This window comes from Mangrovibacterium sp. (assembly GCF_041596335.1).
Taxonomy (GTDB): domain Bacteria; phylum Bacteroidota; class Bacteroidia; order Bacteroidales; family Prolixibacteraceae; genus Mangrovibacterium.
In genome coordinates this window covers 15781-38901 of sequence record NZ_JBFHIT010000035.1, presented here as the reverse complement: position 1 = coordinate 38901, position 23121 = coordinate 15781, and the positions used below count along the sequence as shown (strand labels likewise).

The 23121-nt window shown below is 47.3% G+C and carries 13 protein-coding genes; all 13 read left to right on the top strand.

Translation table 11 applies throughout. From position 1 onward, the window contains the following. Window positions 1–8: 8 nt before the first annotated feature. Entirely contained in the window at window positions 9–1532 is a 1524-nt protein-coding gene (locus ABZD21_RS12845) for a sulfatase-like hydrolase/transferase (protein ID WP_372775425.1), read from the top strand. Window positions 1533–1535: 3 nt separating this feature from the next. Continuing rightward, window positions 1536–3152, top strand: a complete 1617-nt coding sequence (locus tag ABZD21_RS12840) for an alpha-L-fucosidase (RefSeq protein ID WP_372775424.1) — start codon at window positions 1536–1538, stop codon at window positions 3150–3152. Window positions 3153–3221: 69 nt separating this feature from the next. Continuing rightward, window positions 3222–4628 carry a hypothetical protein gene (locus tag ABZD21_RS12835; RefSeq protein ID WP_372775423.1) on the top strand — a complete coding sequence of 469 codons (1407 nt, stop codon included), beginning with the start codon at window positions 3222–3224 and terminating at the stop codon, window positions 4626–4628. Window positions 4629–4734: 106 nt separating this feature from the next. Then, a complete protein-coding gene (locus ABZD21_RS12830) occupies window positions 4735–7341 on the top strand; it encodes a glycoside hydrolase family 3 C-terminal domain-containing protein (RefSeq protein WP_372775422.1) in 2607 nt (868 codons plus the stop codon). A gap of 21 nt (window positions 7342–7362) precedes the next feature. After that, complete coding sequence (locus tag ABZD21_RS12825) at window positions 7363–8940, top strand: sulfatase (RefSeq protein WP_372775421.1); 1578 nt, start codon at window positions 7363–7365, stop codon at window positions 8938–8940. A gap of 232 nt (window positions 8941–9172) precedes the next feature. Next, window positions 9173–10954, top strand: coding sequence for an arylsulfatase (locus ABZD21_RS12820; RefSeq protein ID WP_372775420.1), 1782 nt, complete (start codon window positions 9173–9175; stop codon window positions 10952–10954). 60 nt (window positions 10955–11014) lie between these two features. Beyond that, a complete protein-coding gene (locus ABZD21_RS12815) occupies window positions 11015–13327 on the top strand; it encodes a glycoside hydrolase N-terminal domain-containing protein (protein ID WP_372775419.1) in 2313 nt (770 codons plus the stop codon). Between the two features lie 18 nt (window positions 13328–13345). Beyond that, window positions 13346–14716 (top strand): sulfatase, encoded by a 1371-nt coding sequence (locus ABZD21_RS12810; protein WP_372775418.1) that lies wholly within the window; start codon window positions 13346–13348, stop codon window positions 14714–14716. A 32-nt stretch (window positions 14717–14748) separates the two neighbouring features. Next, the gene (locus tag ABZD21_RS12805) at window positions 14749–17430 is read left to right on the top strand and encodes a glycoside hydrolase family 3 N-terminal domain-containing protein (protein ID WP_372775417.1); all 2682 of its coding nucleotides are present in this window, start codon (window positions 14749–14751) and stop codon (window positions 17428–17430) included. Window positions 17431–17543: 113 nt separating this feature from the next. Continuing rightward, the gene (locus tag ABZD21_RS12800) at window positions 17544–18971 is read left to right on the top strand and encodes a hypothetical protein (RefSeq protein ID WP_372775416.1); all 1428 of its coding nucleotides are present in this window, start codon (window positions 17544–17546) and stop codon (window positions 18969–18971) included. An 83-nt stretch (window positions 18972–19054) separates the two neighbouring features. After that, window positions 19055–19780 carry an SGNH/GDSL hydrolase family protein gene (locus ABZD21_RS12795; RefSeq protein ID WP_372775415.1) on the top strand — a complete coding sequence of 242 codons (726 nt, stop codon included), beginning with the start codon at window positions 19055–19057 and terminating at the stop codon, window positions 19778–19780. Then, window positions 19777–21618: a beta-N-acetylhexosaminidase gene (locus ABZD21_RS12790; RefSeq protein WP_372775414.1), complete on the top strand. Its 1842-nt coding sequence runs from the start codon at window positions 19777–19779 to the stop codon at window positions 21616–21618. Before ABZD21_RS12795 ends, ABZD21_RS12790 begins: the two co-directional genes overlap by 4 nt. A gap of 6 nt (window positions 21619–21624) precedes the next feature. Next, window positions 21625–23115: an arylsulfatase gene (locus ABZD21_RS12785; RefSeq protein ID WP_372775413.1), complete on the top strand. Its 1491-nt coding sequence runs from the start codon at window positions 21625–21627 to the stop codon at window positions 23113–23115. Window positions 23116–23121: the final 6 nt, after the last annotated feature.

Here is a 23121-nt window from a genome sequence, read left to right as displayed (position 1 = left end):
AAATCAAAATGGTAGAAAATCTTAAACGTATAGCGATCCCGGTATTGGCATTCACATTGTTCGGATGCGATGGCGTAAAAACCAGCCAGGTTGAGAAACCCAATATTTTGTTTCTGTTTACCGACGATCAGCGTCACGGGACGATTGGGGAACTTCAGCAGGAACTGGTGAAAACCCCGAATCTGGATAGGCTCGTTCAAGCAGGAACGACGTTTACCAATTCCTATATTTTAGGCGGAGCAACTGCTGCTGTTTGTTCTCCAAGTAGGGCCATGTTAATGACCGGAAGACACTATTTCAATATCGAGCCTAACGTTTATGCGCAGTTTGCGTTCCCGAAGGAAGAACAAGGGAAAAGCGACTTGTTAACTTTCCCCGAGTATTTTAAAGCCAATGGCTATACCACTTTTGCAACAGGAAAGCAACATAACGGTTCCATTTGGTTGGAACGGGGATTTAGTCAGATAAAATCGGCCTTTTTAGGTGGAATGACCACGCACTTTGGAACTAAAGTGCAAGACTATTCGCCTGAAACGGGATGGTCTGAACCCTACAAGCAGGTCGATAAATTCAGCAGCGAGGTGTTTGCCGATGCGGCGGTGGGATTTTTAGCGAATTACAAACAGGACAATCCCTTCTTAATGTACGTTGCCTTCACCGCACCACACGATCCACGAACAGCTCCCGAAGAATACCAGGATCAATATCCGGCTGAAAGTATCGAAGTGCCTGATAACTTTATGCCGGAACATCCGTTCGAAATTGCCGACGACAAAATCCGGGATGAACTTTTAGCTCCATTTCCGCGGACAAAAGAACGGATTCAACAAGAAATTGCCGACTACTATGCTATGATTACAGCAACCGATGCTCAGATCGGCCGTGTGCTTAAAGCGCTTGAAGAGTCGGGAAAAACTGAAAATACTATCATCGTATTCTCGGGCGATAACGGGTTGGCGCTTGGGCAACACGGCTTGCTTGGTAAGCAAAACGTATACGAGCATAGCGTGGGTGTCCCGTTGGTTTTTTGTGGCCCCAATATTCCCCAAAATACAAGGGTTGAAGCCTTAGCCTATTTGCACGATGTTTTCCCAACACTTTGCGGATTGACCGGATTGGAAATCCCCGAATCGGTTCAAACGAAAGATTTAACTCCGGTAATAAAAGGAGAAGCCGAAAGCGTTAGAAGCAGCATGATGTATGCTTATAATTCCTGGCCAGGAGATCTTTTACAGGGGCATAGCCTCAAACATAACCCCGGGGGCGGACACCGGGCTGTGCGTAAAGGCGACCATAAATTAATCGTAAGTGCAAAACACGATGTGTTTACCTATCAATTATTCAATCTGAAGAACGATCCTCTGGAGCTAAATAACTTAGTTGATGATGAGAAATATACATCGGTCAGGGAGGATTTGCTGCAGGAGTTGCAAAAACTGATTGATGAAACCGGCGACCCGGCTGATTTGAGTAAAAACGAATTTGGACTGTACGACAATCCGGAGGCGTATAACTTTAAAAATAAGGAATAAGATATGATAAGCGTTAGTATGAAAATAAAGGCCATTCTTTTCTCGCTGTTTTTTGCAGGTGCAGTTGGTGTTCAGGCACAACAAACGGATTTTACCTGGGACGAACTGGCTCAACAATACGAATGCCCGGAATGGTTTCGCGACGCGAAATTCGGGATTTGGTTCCATTGGGGGCCTCAAGCTGTTCCGGAGCAGGGTGGGGGCTGGTATGCCCGCCACATGTACATGAACGATGTTGGCCGCCAAAAATTTGGTAAAATGGCGCGCCTCTACCACGAAATGACTTACGGACATCCTTCCGAATTTGGATTTAAGGATGTGATTAATACCTGGAAGGCCGAAAAATTTAATGCCGACGAACTGGTGCAATTTTCCATCGCGAACGGAGCCAAGTATATCGTTGCCCTGGCGAATCACCACGATCATTTCGATTTGTTTAACTCCTCGCATCATCCCTGGAACTCGGTTAATGTTGGCCCCAAACGCGACATCATCGGCGAGTTTGCCGCTGCCACGCGAAAGGCAAATCTAAAATTTGGGGTCACCTGTCACGACGACCGCTACCTGAATTGGTGGCTGCCGGCTTTCGGAGCCGACGAAGACGGACCTAAAAAGGGTATTTCCTACGATGGAAGGCTCACCAAAGAGGATGGCATTGGCAAATGGTGGGAAGGATTAGACCCGGCCGACTTGTATGGCCCGGTTCCCGAAGACCGAACCCCCGAAGTGATTGAAGCGATTAAGGAGAACTGGGAAGAGCGCCATCTGGAGCTGGTGGATAACTATAGCCCGGATCTGCTGTATTACGACGGACTGAACTTTTCGTACGGCGAACATGGCAAAGAAGTTTGCCGCCGTTTGTACAACAACAGCCTCAGCCAAAACGGCAAAATCGACGCTGTGATGCTCCTTAAAAAACTGGAACCCGGAACGGTGAACGAAGTGGAAAGCGGCGGTAGCAATACGCTGCGCGAATATCCGTGGCAATCTGAAATTACCTTCACCGACTGGTTTTACAAAACCGACCGTCACCTCACGCACAATGCACGAACCATTCTGGAAATGCTGGTTGAGGCGGTTAGTAAAAACGGAAACCTGTTGCTAAATATTGAGCTTTTCCCCGACGGTACCATTCCGGCCGAGCAAAAGGAAATCATTAAAACAGTTGGACGCTGGCTTCAGGTAAATGGCGAAGCGATTTATGGCACGCGCCCCTGGACCGTTTATGGCGATGGGAAAAGTGTTCGCGGCGAATTTTGGGAAACGGTTGATGGCGAAATCCGGAACGCAGCCGATAATGCAGCCGATATGAAAAAAGAAGGAGAGCACTACAACCAGCGTACTACGGCAACACCCGCCTATGCGAACGACGAGGTTCGGTATACCACCAAAGACGATTACTTTTTTATCACGGTGATGAATCCGGCCGAAGGTTCCATGGCTATTCCAACGCTTGGTACGAACAGCAAGGTGAACCCCGGAACGTTCAAATCCTTTACTCGCTTGTACGATGGCGCCAAAATCGCTTTCAAACAAACCGGTGATCGGTTAGTCATTGAAATGCCTGCCGTAAACGGAGAAAGTTATCCGGTTGTGTTGAAAGGCGAATTTAAAAAGTAGAAGCGATAAAATTTGGCAGATGCTCAGGGGGGCGGGAGCCTCGCAAACCCAAAAAAAAACTACGTTCGAATGAAGACAGGAAAAAGAAAGAATATCATTGCAACGCTTGCTTTGCTGGCTATCAGCCTTTGTGGCTATGCTCAGTATGATGCCGCGCTGTTTTACGTTGAGCTAAAAGAAGGAACTGACATTGAAGCAAACCCGGTTAAACAAACGGAAGCGAAATCGGAAGCGAAGGGCATCTTGCTGCGAATCTATCCGGAAATAACGTTTCAAACCATCGAAGGAGTTGGCGGAGCTTTTAACGAAATAGGAGGCGAAGCGCTGATGGCCTTAGGCATGGAACAGCGCAATGAAATCATGAAAAACTTGTTTGCTCCGGATGCTGCCAATTTTTCGTTGTGCAGAACAGCCATTGGAGCCAGCGATTTTGGAATAGATGCTTATAGCTACAGCGAAGTTCCCGGGGATTACACCATGGATAAATTTTCAATCGAACGAGAAAAAAACAGCGTTATCCCCTACATTCAAACAGCCTATAAATATAACCCGGATATGGCGTTGTTCGCATCGCCCTGGAGTCCGCCGGGCTGGATGAAAGAGTCTGGCCTAATGGATCGGGGAACCGAAGTTCCGGAAAAAAACAGATTGAAGGATGATCCTGAAATTTACAAAGCTTACGCGTTGTACTTTGCAAAATATGTTGAAGCATACGCCAAAGAAGGTATCCGGGTCGACCGCATTGTCATCCAAAACGAGCAGGATATTTCAACCAAGTATCCTTCGTGTAACATGCCTCCGGCCCAAATGGGCGAATTTGCCCGGACTTACCTAAAACCTCAGTTCGAAAAAACTAGGTCGGAAACGGAAATTTGGGCAGGTTCTTTTCGTACGGCCAACCGGGTCGATGGACTGGAGTTCGTTTCAAACAAAAACTGGAGAGAGGCAGTCGATGGTATTGGTATTCAATATATCAACCCGTTACATATTGAAAATATGCGGAGCGTTTTCCCCGAAATCCGCTTTTTACATACCGAAGGAATCTGTTTTGGTGGCGCAAATAATATAAAAGAAGCCTATTCCCGTTTCGATGAGGTTGCCTCGTTCATCAATCATGGTGTTCCGAATTATTGCTACTGGAACATGATTCTGAATGAAACGGCTACCAGCGGATGGGGATGGAAGCAAAACAGCCTGATAAACATCGACCGCACGGAAAAGACGGTGACCTACAATCCGGATTATGCCGCCATGGCATTATTTGGACGGTTTATGCGTCCGGGAATGAAACGCGTAGCCTCCGCTTCGTGGTACAGCGAGACAATTACTCTGGCCGACGATAAGAATGTCTATTTCTTCGTCAAGAATGACTCGGATAAGGTTAAAACCTTCGACATTTGGTTAAAGGAAGAACAAGCTAAAGTGGTTGATATTCCCGCAAATTCATTGTCTGTTGTGGTTCTAAATTATAAGTAAAACCAGATCATATATCGAAGCAGAATTAAATAAACCTGACCTTAGGTTTTCTGAGGTTTCAGTTTAAAAAGTGGTTCAGACTAAACCGAAAAAACAAAAACAAATCATGTTGAATATTAGAGCAATTTTATTGAAAATCACCTCCCTTGTTGTCATGCTGTTTTTGATGACGACCCTTAACGGGCAGGAAAAGAAGTTACCCTATCTCGACGAATGTTTAAGCTTTGAGGAGCGCGTGGACGACCTCGTTTCGCGAATGACTTTAGCTGAGAAAGTTGGGCAAATGATGAACAATGCGCCTGCCATCCCGAGGCTCAATGTTCCCGCTCATGAGTATTGGAACGAGTGTTTGCATGGCGTGGCTCGTGCAGGCGAAGCAACAGTGTTTCCGCAGGCCATTGGGCTGGCGGCTACCTGGGATACCGACCTGATTTATCGTTCGGCAGTTGCTATTTCCGATGAGGCGCGTGCCAAACATCACGAAGCCCAACGCAAAAACTCATACAAACGCTACGAGGGCCTGACTTACTGGACGCCGAACGTCAACATTTTTCGCGATCCCCGATGGGGACGTGGTCAGGAAACTTACGGTGAAGACCCTTATCTGACTGCCCGCATGGGGGTAAACTTTGTGAAAGGACTACAGGGCAACGATCCCAACTACCTGAAACTGGTGGCTACACCCAAGCATTTTGTGGTGCACAGCGGCCCCGAGCCCGAACGCCACTTCTTTGATGCTGCGGTGAACGAACGCGATTTCTACGATACCTACCTGCCGGCTTTCGAGGCGTGTGTGAAAGAGGCAAAAGCCTATTCGGTGATGGGAGCCTACAACCGAACCAATGGCGAACCTTGCTGTTCAAGCCCTTATCTGCTTACCGACATTTTACGCAACGACTGGGGCTTCGATGGCTACGTGGTGTCCGACTGTAATGCCATCCGCGATGTGTGCGACTACCACAACTTTGTGAACAGCCCCGAAGAGGCTGCCGCTGTGTCGGTGCAGGCTGGTTGCGATCTGAATTGCGGTTTCCGCTACGCATACCTGGAAGGCGCTGTGGAGCAGGGTTTGATTACCGAAGACGAAATTGATGTGTCGCTGAAACGCATTTTCATGGCTCGTTTTAAACTGGGAATGTTCGATTCTGAAGAAAACGTGCCTTATGCCAAAATCCCAATGAGCGTGGTAAGTTCTTCGGAGCACCGGAAACTGGCACTCGAAACAGCTCAAAAGTCAATTGTTCTGCTGAAGAATGAAAACAAAACCCTTCCTCTTAAAAAAGACCTGAAATCGATCGCGGTGGTTGGGCCGAATGCCAACGATGTGGACGTTTTACTAGGAAACTACAATGGTTTTCCTTCTCGCTATACAACACCACTAACCGGGATTCAGGAGAAAGTTGCTGCCGGAACGAAAGTCTATTTCGAGGCGGGTTGCGAATTGATTGATACAGCTGATGCGGCAACACTCATTCCCGCTGAATATTTATCGTTTCAGGGGAAAAGCGGTTTGCAGGCCACCTATTTCAATAGTGGAAACTGCACCGGTGAAAGCCTGCTTTCGCGCATCGAGGAAGCAATTAATACCAACTGGCACTTGTATCCGGTTGCCGGTTTGACGGACGCTGAGTTCTCGGCCCGTTGGGTCGGAAAAATCAACGTGGATGCTACCGGAACTTACGAAATCGGACTTCAATCGAAGAGCGGCACCAAGTTAACTGTCGACGGGAAGGTGCTGGTTGATAAGATGGGCGAAAAAACGAAGCGCCAACAAATGGAGAAAGTCTTCCTGAAAAAAGGAAAAGAATATACGCTGGAGGTTGAATTGCACCATAAAGGGGTTCCTTCCGAGTTGAAATTATTGTGGCGAAAGCCAAACCAATCGTCGTTCGACCGGGCCGTTGAACTGGCTTCAAAATCGGATGTTGTGGTTTTTGTTGGCGGAATTTCGGCCGATGTAGAAGGCGAACAAATGCGCGTGGACTACGATGGTTTTGATGGTGGTGACCGCACCAATATTGAGCTGCCTGAAATTCAGAAACAATTGATTCAAGAGCTACACGAAACCGGTACTCCGGTGGTTTTGGTTCTGCTTAACGGTAGCGCACTGGCGGTGAACTGGGAACAGGAGAACCTGCCAGCCATCGTGGAGGCCTGGTATCCCGGCGAACTGGGTGGTACTGCCATTGCCAATGTGCTTTTTGGCGAATACAATCCTTCCGGTCGTTTGCCGGTTACCTTCTACAAATCGCACAAAGATTTGGCGCCCTTCGTTAATTACAGCATGAAAGGCAGAACCTACCGTTACTTCCAGGGTGAACCCCTGTATGCTTTTGGCCACGGATTAAGCTATACTGATTTCGCTTATGAAAACATGCGCTTGTCGGCTGAAAAAATTCAGGCTGCCGATTCTCTTCTGGTAACAATCGACCTTAAAAATAGTGGCGAACTTGCCGGCGACGAAGTGGTTCAGCTGTACATTACCGATGTGGAAAGCTCGGTCGTTCGTCCGTTAAAAAGCCTTCGGGGTATCAAACGCGTTTCTCTGGATGCCGGAAAAACATGGCAGTTGACTTTTTCGGTCACTCCCGAAGATCTTTCTTTTTTCGATGTCCAATTGAAGAAGAAGATTGTCGAGCCTGGAGTTTTTGAAGTGGGCATTGGCCCCTCCTCTGATAAATTGACTAAATTGACATTTGAAGTTGTTGAATAATAACCAGATAGAAATAAAATCATGAAAAAAAATATAACGTTTGGCATTCTTGGGGCTGTTGCGGTATCTGTTTTTACAGGCTGTAACACGGCCGAAAAGGAAGCTCCACAACAACCAAACATCCTCTTTATTCTCTCCGACGACCATACCTCGCAGGCGTGGGGAGTTTATGGTGGAATATTGAAAGACTACGTGCATGTACCAAATATTAGCCGCTTGGCCAATGAAGGGTGTGTGCTCGACAATTGCCTGGTATCCAACTCAATTTGTACGCCTAGCCGTGCAACAATTTTAACCGGACAATACAGTCATGTAAATGGCGTAAAAACATTGGCCGGAGCGCTGATGCCTGAACAAAATAACATTGCGAAAGTGCTAAAACAGGCTGGCTACCAGACTTCGGTAATTGGTAAATGGCACCTCAAGAAAGAGCCAACCGGTTTCGACTATTATTGTGTTTTGCCGGGGCAGGGACGCTATTGGGATCCGATTCTGAAAACGAAGGAAAACTGGGCCGATGAGCACGAAGGAGGAATCCCTTACAAAGGTTTTAGTACCGATGTTATTGCCGATAAAACCATTGAATGGCTCGAAAGCCGCGACAAAACAAAACCGTTCATGGTTTTGTGTCATTTCAAGGCAACGCACGAACCATGGGATTATCCGGAGCGCTTTAGTCAGTTGTACCGCGACCAGAATATTCCTGTTCCGGGATCGTTTTACGACCATGGCCCCGATGACACAGGCCGTTCGTTTAAAGGGCAGTCGGTCGATAACCTAAAAAAACGGTATCTGTTTGCTTCCGAAAATCCGGACAAAAAGGACGACTTCATGTATTACCCGGAATTGCCCTTTTCGGTTGAAGGCTTAACCGACGATGAAGCTCGCTACAAAACCTACCAAAAATATGTGAAAGACTATATGCGCTGCGGTGCAGCCATCGACGATAACATTGGGAAGCTGCTCGACTATTTGGACAAAGCCGGATTGGCGGAAAATACGATTGTGATCTATACGTCCGATCAAGGTTATTTCCTTGGCGAACATGGCTGGTTCGATAAACGAATGATTTACGAAGAATCGGTGCACATGCCGTTTGTTATTCGCTATCCGAAGGAAATTCCCGCAGGAACCCGCAATCAGGATATCATTGAAAATGTAGACTTCTCAGCTTTGTTTGTCGATTATGCAGGGGCCGAATATCCTGAAACCATGCAAGGACATAGCTTTCGCGAAAACCTGCAGGGAAATACCCCGGACGACTGGAGAAAGGTCGGCTATTATCGGTATTGGGAGCACCAAACCATGCGTCCCGGTCACTTTGGAATTCGGGGAGAACGGTACAAGCTCGCGTTCTTTTATGGGAATGGATTTAAGGACAATAAGTTCGAAGAAGGAGAGGAAACCGGCAGATACTGGGATTTCTTCGATTTGAAAGAAGATCCGAACGAATTGCAAAATGCTTATAACGATCCAAAGTACCAGGATATCATCAAGCAGATGAAGGAAGAGATTTTGCGTCAGCGTGAATTGCTGGGTGACACTGATGCTGACAACCCTGAAGTACTGGAGATAATAGCGGCACACTGGAACGATTAAAGCAGAGGGAAGGAATGATGATTCGAGATGTCCTATTCTTTTCCCTGTCTTGGTTTTTTGGCCGTCGCCCCAAAAACCATTCGTGAACAGAATGCAATTGTAAACCCATTATTATTTGGGCTGTATTTCCGCTTTTATCGCTGTTCGTTTGGCGAACCGGGAAATTCCCGCGAGAGCTGGCAAGTAACTATTTGGAACAACAATCGCAAGTCAAAAACAAACTTGTATAACAATGACTAAACGCACTCAATATTTCGCTGTATCTCTGCTGTTCATTGGCCTGACGGCTTGCGTAAATAAATGGCAAGGGACAAAGACATCAAAGCCCAATGTGATCTTAGTCATGACCGACGATCAGGGATTCGGCGATTTGGGTTTCAACGGTAATCCAAACATCCATACACCGGTGCTCGATCAGTTTGCCGGCGAGAGTGTTCGCTTCAGCGATTTCCTGGTATCATCAGTTTGCGCTCCTACCCGTGCAGCTCTGCTGACTGGCCGCTACGCCCTGCGCACCGGTGTGCGCGATACGTACAAGGGGGGAGCAATTATGAGTACCAACGAAATTACCATTGCCGAGGTATTGAAACGGGGAGGCTATAGAACCGGAATGATTGGAAAATGGCATTTGGGAGATAACTATCCCTTCAGACCCGAAGATCAGGGCTTTGATTATGTGCTGCGCCATTTGGCTGGTGGTATCGGGCAGTGGGGCGACTGGCCCAATCATTTGAAAGGGAATACCAGTTATTTCAACCCAACACTTTGGGAGAATGGTAAAATGGTTGAAAGCGAAGGGTATTGTACGAATGTGTTTACCGATGCGGCACTAAGCTTTATTGAAGAAAATAAACAAGAACCCTTTTTCCTGTACCTGGCCTTCAACGCGCCACACGATCCCTTACAGGTTCCGGATGAGTATTACCAAATGTACAAAGACCTGGATCCGGCAGCGGGTTTCGAAAACGACGGAAGACCTTTTCCGGCGATGACCGAACCGATGAAAGAGAAAGCCCGGAAAGTATATGCCATGGTTTCAAATATTGATGATAACATGGGCCGGCTTTTGGCAAAAGTGGACGAGCTAAAGCTGGCTGAAAATACACTGGTCATTTTTATGAGCGATAACGGGCCAATTCCATCCCGCTATCTGGGCGGACTGCGCGGACAAAAATCGTCGGTGTATGAAGGAGGAATACAGGTACCCTGTTTCTGGAGGTACCCCGCTTCTTTCAGCGGAAACCGCGATATCAATATAACCGCGTCGCACTTCGATGTTTTCCCGACAATCGCGGAATTATGTGGGGTGGGAATTCCAACCGACCGCGAGATTGATGGTGTTAGCCTGCTGCCTTTGCTTACCGGCGAACAAAAAAAATTGGACGAACGCTCTATATGCCGTTACTGGACACGCGATTATCCGGAAAAATACCAAAACATGATGGTTCGAAGAGGAGAGTTTAAACTGGTCGGCAATTGCGGCGAATCAGCCGAAATTGAAGACTTTGAGTTGTTCAATCTCGAGACTGATCCGTATGAGTTGACCAATATTGTGGAACGCAATAATGAGACTGCCAAAGCATTAAAAGAAGAGTTGGACAATTGGTTAAACGGGCTGCTCCAATCGCCTAATCTGTTGCGTTCACCGCGAATGCTCATCGGAACGGAGCACGAAAACCCAAGCGTTTTAAATTTAAACGATGTGCATTTTACAGCTCACGAGGATGTGCCAAAGGGGGTCGCGTATTGGAAAGCAGCCATCGAAAAAGCGGGAAATTACAAACTGACTCTGCATTTCAAGACGGAAATTATAACTGATTGTCAGGTGAAATTGCAAATTGGAAAAAGCGAAAGAACGTTTTCGTTTCAGAAACCAATGAGCGATCAAATTTCTATTGGTGAGATTAATTTGAATATTGGGGAGGCTGATATTGTTCCGGTCGTTCTATTAAAGAAACAAGATGGAATGGTTTACGAAATGCCGTTCTACCTCGAAATAAAATTGGAAAGCTAATAGGCGATTTCGGCTATTGCAATCATTGTCATAAGTTGTTTAAGTTATTGAGTTTAGAGTATGAGTAAAAAGAAAAATATTATCGTGTTGCTGCTGGCTTTTACAGGGTTATGCCTGGCGCAGACAGCCTCTGCCCAGTCGGGTAACCGCTTGTTTTACGAAAAGCCTGCCGAGCTTTGGACTGAAGCTTTGCCGGTCGGTAATGGCCGGCTTGGCGCCATGATTTATGGTGATGTGCAGCACGAACACATTCAGTTTAACGAAGAAACACTATGGACCGGCGAACCGCATGATTACGCTCATCAAGGTGCGAGCAACTACCTGGATGAAATCAGGCAACTGTTGAGCGACGGAAAACAGCTGGACGCGCAAACTCTGGCGCTCGAGAAATTTATGAGTGTCCCACTGCACCAAAAAGCCTATCAACCGTTTGGCGATTTGTATCTTAATTTTCCTGATCACGCAAATTACACCGGTTATTTACGCGAGTTGGACCTTGAAAATGCGCTCTGCAATCTGTCTTATTCAGTTGAAGGGGTAAAATACAGTCGCGAATTGTTTGTTTCGTATCCCGATCAGGTGCTTGTGCTAAACCTGACATCGGATCAGGCAGCTGCCTTGAATTTTCATTTATACCTGGATGCTGTTCACGAACAAAAAAATGTTGTAACCGAAAAAAACGGGCAAACGTTGGAAGTTCAGGTAAAGGACGGCGCGTTAAACGGAGTGGCTGCCCTTCGGCTCAGAACCAATGGGAAGGTGAAGACTGCCGACGGAAAGTTGTGGGTGAGTGGAGCATCGAACGCGACGATCTATTTATCAGCTGCCACGAATTATAAAACGTACAACGACGTGAGTGGTGATGCCGGAAAACTGGCTTCAGATTTTCTGCAGAAAGCACAAAAGAAGTCCCTGCGATCAATCAAAGAAGATCACATCAACGACTATAAGAAATTGTTTGACCGTTTTCAGCTAAATTTTGGCGACAACGGGCGCTCACAAAAATCGACTGATAGCCGAATCATTGAATTTTTTAACGATCCGAACGACCCGCAATTGCTGTCATTGTACGTGCAATACAGTCGTTATTTGATGATCGCGTGCAGTCGTCCGGGTACTTATCCGGCAACCTTGCAGGGAATTTGGAACGATAATATCCGGCCACCCTGGGAAAGCAAATACACTGTCAACATTAACACCGAAATGAACTACTGGCCGGTTGAATTGACAAACCTTTCCGAGTGTCACGAGCCCTTGTTCAAAATGATTGAAGAAGTGGCACAAACCGGTAAAGTAGTCGCTAAAGAACACTACAATTGCGATGGCTGGGTGTTACACCACAACACCGACATCTGGCGGGGAGCGGCGCCAATAAACGCGTCGCATCACGGAATTTGGGTTACCGGCGGCGCATGGTTAAGCACCCACATTTGGGAACATTATCTGTTTACTCAGGATAAAGAGTTTCTTCAGGAGAAATTCCATCTGATCAAAGATGCTGCGCTGTTCTTTAGCCAGTTTCTGTATGAAGATCCCAAAACCGGATTTCTGATCAGCTCACCTTCCAATTCGCCCGAAATCGGTGGCTTGGTGGCAGGTCCTGCAATGGATCATCAAATTATTCGCGCACTTTTTCGAATTTATATTGAAGCCGCTGAAATATTGAAGGTTGACAACGAATTTTCCAGCCAAATTGAGGCAATGATTCCGAAAATTGCTCCTAACCAAATCGGACAATACGGACAGCTGCAGGAGTGGCTCGAAGATAAAGACGATCCGGAAGTCAAGCATCGGCACGTGTCACACCTGTGGGCTGTTTATCCCGGAAGCGAAATCAATCCAGAAGAGACTCCTGAACTGATGAAGGCCGCCAAACAATCGCTCGAGTTTCGTGGCGACGGAGGAACGGGCTGGAGTCTGGCCTGGAAAATTAACTACTGGGCTCGTTTTCTAGACGGAAACAGAGCTTACAAAATGATTCATAGTCTGCTGAGTCCGGCCGTAAAACCGGATGGTTCCGTAGGTGGAGGGTCGTATCCGAACTTGTTCGACTCGCACCCGCCTTTCCAAATCGATGGCAATTTTGGTGGCGCTTCGGGGATTATCGAAATGCTTGTGCAAAGCCACCTTGGAAAAATAAACCTATTGCCCGCACTGCCCGATGCCTTGCCCGAAGGGGCGATTTCAGGGGTTTGTGCCCGCGGCGGTTTTGAGCTGTCTTTTAAATGGAAAAACGGAAAGCTCGAACAGGTCGAACTGTGGTCGAAGGGTGGCAATACCTGTCGGTTGGTCTACAGGGACAAATCGATTGAATTTCCGACACAAAAAGGCAGCAAGTATCAGTTGAATAGTAATTTGAAATTGGTTGAATAGCCTTAAAACAAACGTCAAATGAAGACATTACGAAATAAAAGCATTCTCCTTTCAGCCGTTGCGGTGGCATGCGGCGCGGGCTTTACATCGTGTATCAAAACTGAAAAAGCCCCCAATGTCATTATCATTTTTACCGACGACCAGGGCTACAACGATGTGGGCTGTTTTGGCTCGCCCTTGATTAAAACGCCAAACCTCGACCAAATGGCGAAGGACGGCGTGCGGTTCACCGATTTTTACTCGGCTTCATCGGTTTGTTCCCCTTCGCGGGCCGCTTTGCTTACAGGTTGTTATCCGCCGCGTGTGGGGGTTCCGGCAGTTTTGTGGCCAGCCAGCGAAACCGGCCTCGCCAACAAGGAACTCACGATTGCCGATATGCTTAAGCAGCAAGGCTATGCAACCGCCTGTATCGGTAAATGGCACTTGGGCGATCAACCCGAACATTTGCCAACTGCGCAGGGATTCGATCAGTATTATGGAATTCCTTACAGCAACGACATGTCGATCAACCGGGGCTTTAAGTTGTCAGCAAACATGGTTTATAATGAAGGAATGAACCTCGACAGCCTCCGGGAAGAAAAATGGCGCGGAGGGAAAGTTCCGTTGATGCGTCAGGATGAAGTGATTGAATATCCGGTCGATCAAACGACCCTTACTAAAAGGTACACCGAAGAGGCGGTCGCTTTTATCCGTGAAAAGCAGGACAGTAATTTCTTCCTGTATTTTGCCCACACCATGCCACACATTCCGCTTTATGTTTCCGACGAATTTAAAGGGAAAAGCGCCCGTGGATTGTATGGCGATGTGATCGAAGAAATCGACTGGAGCGTTGGTCAACTTCTGAAAACAATTAAAGAACTGGGCTTGGATGAAAATACCTTGGTGGTGTTTAGTTCTGACAATGGCCCGTGGGATCTGAAAAACGGCCATGGCGGAAGTGCTAAACCTTTGCGCGGACACAAATTTGCAACCTACGAAGGTGGCATGCGCGAACCAATGATTGCTCAATGGAAAGGAAAAATCCCGGCAGGATCGGTATGTCATGAGATCGCTTCAACCATTGATTTATTGCCAACTATCGCGCAATTGACCGGTGGAAAACTTTCGGAAGCTCCGATTGATGGTAAAGATATTTGGCCGCTATTGTCTGATCCGGAGCAAAGCAAAACACCACACGAGGCTTTTTACTACTACTTAAAGGAGACTATTCAGGCCGTGCGCTCCGGCGATTGGAAATTACGGATTGATGGGGAGAAGCTTGAACTGTATAACTTGAAATATGATATTTCTGAACGTACGAATCTGGTTGACGACTACCCCGATAAAGTAACCGAGTTGAAGAAACTGATGACAGATTTCGACAACGATTTAAAAGCGAATTTGCATTAAAACCAACGACTTATTCTTCAAAAATATAGAACATGATAACGAATAAAATAGACCAATTTCTGATTCTGCTGTTTGTGCTGTTTGTGTTTAAAAATCCGGCACTGGCACAGGAAGTTGCCCCTTATAAGAACCCGGATTTACCGGTTCAGCAGCGTGTCGACGATTTACTGAGCCGAATGACATTGGAAGAGAAGTTCTGGCAAATGTTTATGATTCCGGGAGACCTGGAAGACGATATGAGTCGATATAAAAATGGTTGTTTTGGCTTTCAGGTGGCAAGCAAAGGCAAACAAGCCAACGCCGCCGAGCAATTAATGGACTATGGCTCGTCGGGAACAGCACGCCAGATGACCGATAAAGTGAATAAAATTCAACGGTATTTTGTGGAAGATACCCGTCTGGGAATTCCATTAATTCCGTTTAACGAAGCTTTGCACGGCTTAACCCGCGACGGTGCCACTGCTTTTCCGCAGGCGATCGGTTTGGCTGCTTCGTGGGATACTGCCCTGGTGGCCGATGTGGCCCGGGCGATCACAAACGAAACAAAATCACGCGGAATTCGCCAGATTCTTTCGCCGGTATTAAATATTGCACGCGATGTTCGCTGGGGCCGTGTGGAGGAAACTTATGGCGAAGATCCTTATTTGACGACTCAAATAGCGATGGCTTTTATCAGTCAGTTCGAAAAGGAGGGAGTCATCACAACTCCCAAACACTTTGTTGCCAACATTGGTGCCGGTGGCCGCGACAGCTACCCGATCAGTTTTAACGAGCGTTTGCTCGAAGAGATTTATTTCCCGGCCTTTAAAGCGGTGTTTCAAAAAGCTGGCGCCCGCTCGGTAATGACGGCTTACAACTCGCTCGATGGTTCGCCATGTACGGCTAACGAGTGGCTGTTACGCAAAAAATTGAAAGAAGAATGGGGCTTCGACGGTTTTGTGATTTCTGATGCCGGCGCAACCGGTGGCTCCAATGTGCTGCATTTTACAGCGGCAAATTATGCCGAATCAACCGAAGATGCCGTTGAAGCCGGATTGGATGTGATGTTTCAAACCAATTACAACCACTATCCACTGTTTTGGGAAGCATATGAAAAAGGAATGGTCGACGAAAAAGCGATTGATGAAGCGGTGAGCCGCATCCTGAAAGCAAAATTTGAGTTGGGCTTGTTCGAGAATCCATACGTCGACCCGGAGCAGGCTGCCTACTGGAACGGACACAAATCGCACCGCGAACTGGCGCGCGTGGCTGCTTCAAAATCAATGGTTCTTCTGCAAAACAAAGATCAACTTTTACCGATTAGCAAGTCGGTAAACAAGTTGGCCCTGATTGGATACGATGCCAAAGCCGCCCGTTTGGGTGGATACAGCGGCCCCGGTAACGATGTGGTTTCCATGTATGACGGGGTAGTGAATGTGCTGGGCGATAAAAAAGTACAATGGGTTGAAGGGGTTTCGTTTAAGGAAAAAACCTACGAGACCATTGCGACAGAATACCTCTTGACAACCGAAAATGGCAAGACGGTAAATGGCCTGAAGGGAGATTATTTCGACAATATTAAGTTGGAAGGAACGCCCAAAGTAAGTCGCGTTGATCAGCGTGCTGAAGGTGGCTGGACTCTCTTTTCACCACACGAGGATTTGCCCTACGACTGGTTTTCGCTTCGCTGGACAGGTAAACTGAAAGCTCCAAAAGCTGGAACTTTCAAAATCGGTGTTGAAGGAAACGACGGATACCGCCTATACGTTGACGGAAAGTTGCTGATCGACAATTGGAAAAAGCAATCGTATCAAACCATCTTGAAAGACTTCAATTTTCAAGCCGGTAAAGAGTACGATCTGAAACTGGAATATTTCGAATCGGCCGGAAATGCCAAGCTGAAGTTGATTTGGAATGCGACAGTCGAAAACCGCGTTGAAGAACAAATCGCTGAGGCTGTTGAATTGGCCAGACGCAGTGAGATCGCTGTTGTTTTTGCGGGCATCCATGAAGGTGAATTTCAGGATCGTGCACTGCTCGCTCTTCCCGGTCATCAGGAAGCGCTAATTAAGGCAGTGGCGGCTACCGGAAAACCAACCGTGGTCGTACTAACCGGAGGTAGCGCTATTACCATGAGCAACTGGATGAAAGAAGTTGACGGTATTATTATGGCCTGGTATCCAGGCGAAAATGGCGGAAATGGTTTTGCCGATGTGTTGTTTGGCAACGAAAACCCGGGCGGAAGACTGCCGGTCACTTTCCCGGTTGACGAAGCACAGTGCCCTTTATATTACAACCATAAACCAACCGGCCGTGGCGACAACTACCATAACCTGACCGGACAACCGCTGTTCCCATTTGGCTTTGGATTGAGCTATACTACCTTCGACTATTCTGATTTGAATTTCAGCAAAAACAGGATCGCTACAAACGAGTCTGTAAGCATAACCTGTACGGTGAAAAACACCGGAAAAACGAAAGGCGACGAGGTGGTGCAGCTGTACCTTCGCGATGAATTGTCTTCTGTTTCACGGCCAATCAAAGAGCTGAAAGGCTTTCAGCGTATTTCGCTAAATCCGGGAGAATCGAAACAGTTAACGTTTACGTTGCTGCCGGACGATTTGTCGATGCTGAATGCGGCTATGGAACGGGTGGTGGAACCGGGTGATTTCCGTATCATGATTGGCGCTTCATCCAAGGATATTCGTCTGCGCGGAATATTAAACGTGAAATAAGCAGGATTGTGTCAGGCATAAACAGGAATTAGAATCCTGATTATGCGAGTTTCATCCGGCAATAAAAAGACCTATTATTTACTGTTGAAATAACTACAATAAAACTGATAAAAATGATGGCTATAAGACTAAGTTTATTTGCTGTGTTGCTGAGCTTCATGGCCTGCACCAAAGCTCCCGAAGTAAAATTGATCAGTAGCACCGACAAAAACCCCTGGGTTGAAAAAGAACTTGCAAAACCTTCTGCCGATGACCTGCCTCAGGTGGTCGTTAATATCGACACAAACAAGCAAGAGCAAACCATTACCGGCTTTGGCGGATGCTTTAATGAAATGGGCTGGGAGGCTTTGAATATGGTAACTCCCGAAGAAAAACAACAATTGCTCAACGACTTGTTTAACTCCGAAACGGGCTGTAAGTTCAACTTGTGCCGTATGCCAGTCGGTGCAAACGACTATGCAGTAGACTGGTACAGCCACAACGAAACAGAAGGCGACTTTGCCATGGCGAATTTCTCCATCGATCGCGACCGCCAACGGTTGGTTCCTTACATCAAAGAGGCTCAAAAGATCAATCCCGAGATTCGTGTTTGGGCTTCACCCTGGTGTCCTCCTTCGTGGATGAAACACAACAAGCACTACGCTTGCAGGGCCGATGCCAACCAAAATGACCTGGCTCCTGAGCTAAGCTCTACCGAAGAGCTGGTTTCGCGCTTCATCACCGAGCCGGAGTACTTTCAGGCCTATGCACTATACTTTTCAAAATTCGTAAAAGCCTATGCCGGCGAGGGCATTAAAATAGAGGCTGTTCATGTTCAAAACGAACCGAACTCGGCGCAAAACTTCCCCTCGTGTGTTTGGAAACCGCAAGACCTTGGAATTCTGATTGCTGACTATCTGGCGCCACAATTTCAAAAAGATAGTATTGACGCGGAAATCTGGCTGGGAACGGTTGAACGTCCACAAATCGAACGTGTTGATGATGTGCTTCAATATAAAAATACCATGGACTATGTGAAAGGCGTTGGCTTTCAATGGGCTGGAAAAGGCGCTATTGAGAGTGTTCATGCGAAATATCCCGACATGCAATTGATGCAAACTGAAACAGAATGCGGCGATGGCTCAAATGACTGGAAAGCGGCCGAATACACCTTCAGCCTGATGAAACACTACTTTGAAAACGGCACGAACGCTTATATGTACTGGAACATGATCCTCGACGAAACAGGCAAAAGCCAGTGGGGATGGAAACAAAACTCGATGATCTCAATCGACAGCAACACGAAAAAAATTAAATACAACCCGGAGTTTTACCTGATGAAACACCTCAGCGCTTTTGTACAACCCGGAAATGTGAAACTGGCTGCTGATGGTGATACCGGAAATGTACTGGTATTTTTTGATGAAGCTGCACAGCAAGTGATTGTGTTGGCCTACAACGAAAAAGATGAAAACAGCCTGTTGACCCTAAATATTAACAATAAGCCGGTTCAGACTGAGCTGATTGCAAAGTCGTTCAACACATTGGTCGTCAGTATTTAGAGGGAAATAACGGTATGCAAAGAAGGAATTTTATCAAATCTCTCGGTGCAGCAGCTGTGCTTTTGTCAGCCGCACCAACCGCAATGGCACGAAAGCGGAAACAGGATTGCAATGAGCAAATTTGCCGCGAGGCATGGAACAATTTGCGGCTGTTAACCGGGCCGGCTTTCGATTACGTTCACCCGCAGCCGGGCTTGCCTAATGTACTCATTTACGGCGATTCGATTTCCATTGGCTACACACCCGAAGTGCGAAGAATTTTGGCCGGAAAAGCAAATGTTTTCCGGACTTATCGAAACGGTGGTGCTACGCAGCACCTGATCCCGGGAACGGAAACCATGCAAAAAACCATGTTTCAGCCGCACTTGGATGAAGGCTGGAATTTCACGTGGGACCTCATTCATTTCAATGTGGGTCTGCACGACCTGAAATATGTGACCAACGGAAAACTCGACCTTGAAAATGGCAAGCAGGTTTCTTCAATTGAGGAGTACAAAACCAAGCTCGAAGAGATTTGTGTGTACCTAAAGGATAAATTTCCGAAAGCCAAACTGGTTTTTGCCACCACAACACCGGTGCCTGAGCAGGCTGAAGGTCGCATTGCCGGCGACAGCATTCGCTACAACAAGGCAGCCATGCAGGTGTTGGCCAATCATCCTTCAATTGTGATTAACGACCTGTATGCCTTCGTCGAACCTAATTTTGAGCAGTGGTGCATTAAGCCGGGCGATGTGCATTATAACGAAGTGGGAAAAAGTGAGCAAGGCAAAGAAGTTGCCCGTGTAATTGTAGAAAATTTAAAACGATGAGAAAAACAATAACTCTGTTAGTAGTTCTAATGGCCACTTTGGCCGGGGTGGCGCAGGAGTCGAAAGTCGCCTTCATTCCGCAACCCGAATCGGTGGTTTTGAAAGAAGGGCATTTCAGCCTGACACCAAATACCAAGGTGATTATTCCGGCTGCCTTTGAGGCCGATCTGAAACCGTACGTCAGCGAAAAACTGAAAAACGATGCCGGTTTCGCGGTTTCGGTGAAAACCGGAAGCCGAATGCCTGCCGCCAACTGCATCTTTTTTGAACTGGCCGATAACGCCGGATTCGAAAAAGAGGCATACAGTCTGGAGGTTACTCCACAGCGGGTGGTGGTAAGTGCAGGCGATTATGCCGGATTGTTCTATGGTTTTCAAACACTCAGACAAGCCATTCCGGTGGGAGCTCAAAGTTGCCAAATTCCATGTCTGGTGCTGAATGACCGTCCTCGCTTCGAGTGGCGCGGAATGATGCTCGATGCCTCGCGTCATTTTCAAACCAAAGAGTTTGTGATGAAACAGATCGACATTTTCGCGGCCTATAAAATGAATATCATGCATTGGCATTTAACCGACGATCAGGGCTGGCGAATCGAGATCGATCAGTACCCAAATCTAACGAAAAAGGGAGCCTGGAGAGCCGACCGCACTGGCATTCACTGGTGGGATCGCGAGCCCGCCACTGCCAATGAGCCCAAAACGGTTGGCGGCTTTTATACCAAAGACGACATTCGCGATGTGATTGAGTACGCCCGAATCAGAAACGTGGAAATTATTCCGGAGATCGATGTGCCGGGACACAGTAAGGCGCTGGTGGCTTCCTATCCGTTTTTGTCGTGTGTTGACTCAGCTAACTTTGAGGTAGCTGTTGGCGGAAAAGCACCCGACAATGCCTTGTGTGCCGGAAAAGAAACGACCTACGAGTTTTTGAACCATATGCTCACCGAAGTGGCCGATTTGTTTCCGTCGCAATACCTGCATATTGGTGGCGACGAGTGCAATAAAATGAACTGGAAAAAATGTCCGCATTGCCAAAAGGTTAAGGCCGACAATAATCTGCACGACGAAGAGGAGCTGCAAAGCCATTTCATCCAACGGGTAAACAAACTGGTTACTGCTAAGGGCAAAACCATGATTGGCTGGGACGAAATTCTGAGCGGCAAAGGTGCCAAAGGGGCAACCATCATGGCTTGGCGTCGCGGAAAATACACACCCGAAATCGAGGCTCCGAAAAATGGGTATCCAACCATTATGGCTTCATACACCCATGCCTATATCTGCCAGGTGCAGGGACCAATAGCGATGGAGCCCGAAGGACCGCGAGTGGTGCTTCCGCTATCAAAGGTGTATAGCTACGAGCCTATTCCTGATGAGCTGACTGTCGAAGAAGCCAACTTGGTGAAAGGTACCGAAGCTTGCCTTTGGGGCGAGTTCCTGCCCACCGAAGAACATACCGAATACATCACCTATCCGCGTGCTTTAGCTAATGCCGAAGTGGCCTGGAGTCGCCCCGACGTGAAAAACTGGCCGCGCTTTCAGCAGGCTGTTGAAGCACATTTCCCGCGGTTGAACCGCGATGGCATTAACTATTCAACCAGCATGTACACGGTATATGCTCCATTTGCGATCGACGAACTTCATGGTAAGGCAATTGTGTATTTAGAGACAGAAACTGTTGGATACGATATTTACTATACTCTTAACGGCGAAGAACCTTCAGCAACCACTACCAAATACAACGGCAAGTTTGAGGTTCCGCTGAAAAGCTTGCTTAAGGCTGGTTTGTTTGATAAAGAAGGGAGCTTATTGGGTAAAATAACGGAGATACGACTAAAATAAATGAAGATGTTCAACTTAAAATATTCAGTAACCGGATTTATGGTGGGGGCTGCTCTGGTGACCGGATGCAGTCAGAAAACCAAGTTGGAAAAACCTAACATTGTTTACATCATTTGTGACGATTTAGGCTACGGCGATGTTCAATGTTTAAATCCTGAGAGGGGTAAAATACCAACTCCTGCGATGGATAAACTGGCGACCCAATCGGTCGTGTTTACCGATGCGCATGGCGGTTCTTCAGTTTGTACCCCAACCCGATACGGCGTTTTAACAGGCCGATATGCCTGGCGTTCGCGTCTGCAAAATGGTGTGCTAAGTGGTGGCCAGGAGTTTGAACCGCTCATTGCTGAAAACCAGCTTACGGTTCCGGCTTTGCTGAAAAAAGCCGGTTACCAAACCGCGATCATGGGCAAGTGGCACCTTGGCTTTGGCCTGACCGATGAAAACGGGAATCAAGTTGAAGTATATCACGGAAAGAATAAACCGGGAAACGCGCCGATTGGCTCCATTATTCCCGACGGACCGGTTACCCGGGGATTTGATACCTATCTGGGCTTCCACCATTCCGCATCAATGGAAACGGTGATCAAAGACAACCGGGTGATTGATCATATGCCGACCATCAAAATGTTAGGTTTTTTGGGCGAGAACGCTACTCAGTACATCGCCGATAGATCCAGGGAGGACGAGCCTTTCTTCTTATATCTGGCGCTCAATTCACCACACAGCCCGGTTGTTCCTTCAGAACAATGGCAGGGGAAAAGCGGAATGGGCGATTATGCCGACTTCGTTATGGAAACCGACTATGTGATTGGTGAGGTGTTGGATGCGCTGGAGAAAAATGGAATCGCTGAAAATACATTGGTAGTTGTTACCAGCGACAATGGTTGTTCGTACCCGGTTGCCCGAGGGCAACAGTTGGAAAAAGAATATGGGCATTATCCCAGCGCCCAATATCGTGGTTCGAAATCAGATATCTGGGAAGGTGGACACCGAATCCCGTTTATAGTTCGTTGGCCGGGCGTTGTTGAGGCGAATACACAGAATGACGAGCTAATCTGCCTCACCAGCCTTTTGGCTACCTGCGCCGAGATTACAGGAGTGGAAATGCGCGATGATGCAGGTGAAGATTCCTTTAGCATCCTCCCTTTGCTGAAAGATCAGCAGGCTAAAAGCCCTTACCAATCGGTGGTTCACCACTCCATTCAAGGCAAGTTCTCCATTCGCAAGGGCGACTGGAAACTGGAGCTTTGTCCGGGGTCCGGAGGTTGGTCCGGTCCCAACGACAAGCAGGCCCGAACCAACGGATTACCTGAAATTCAGCTCTACAACCTCAAATCGGATGTGGCGGAGAAAAACAATGTCAGCGATCAACACCCCGAGATCGTGGAACAACTATCCGCCGAATTGTTGCAAATCGTTCATCAGGGACGTTCAACCCAAGGCAGCGGATTGAGTAACGATGTGGAAGTTGATGTTTTTAAACGGGATAAGTAGAAATTA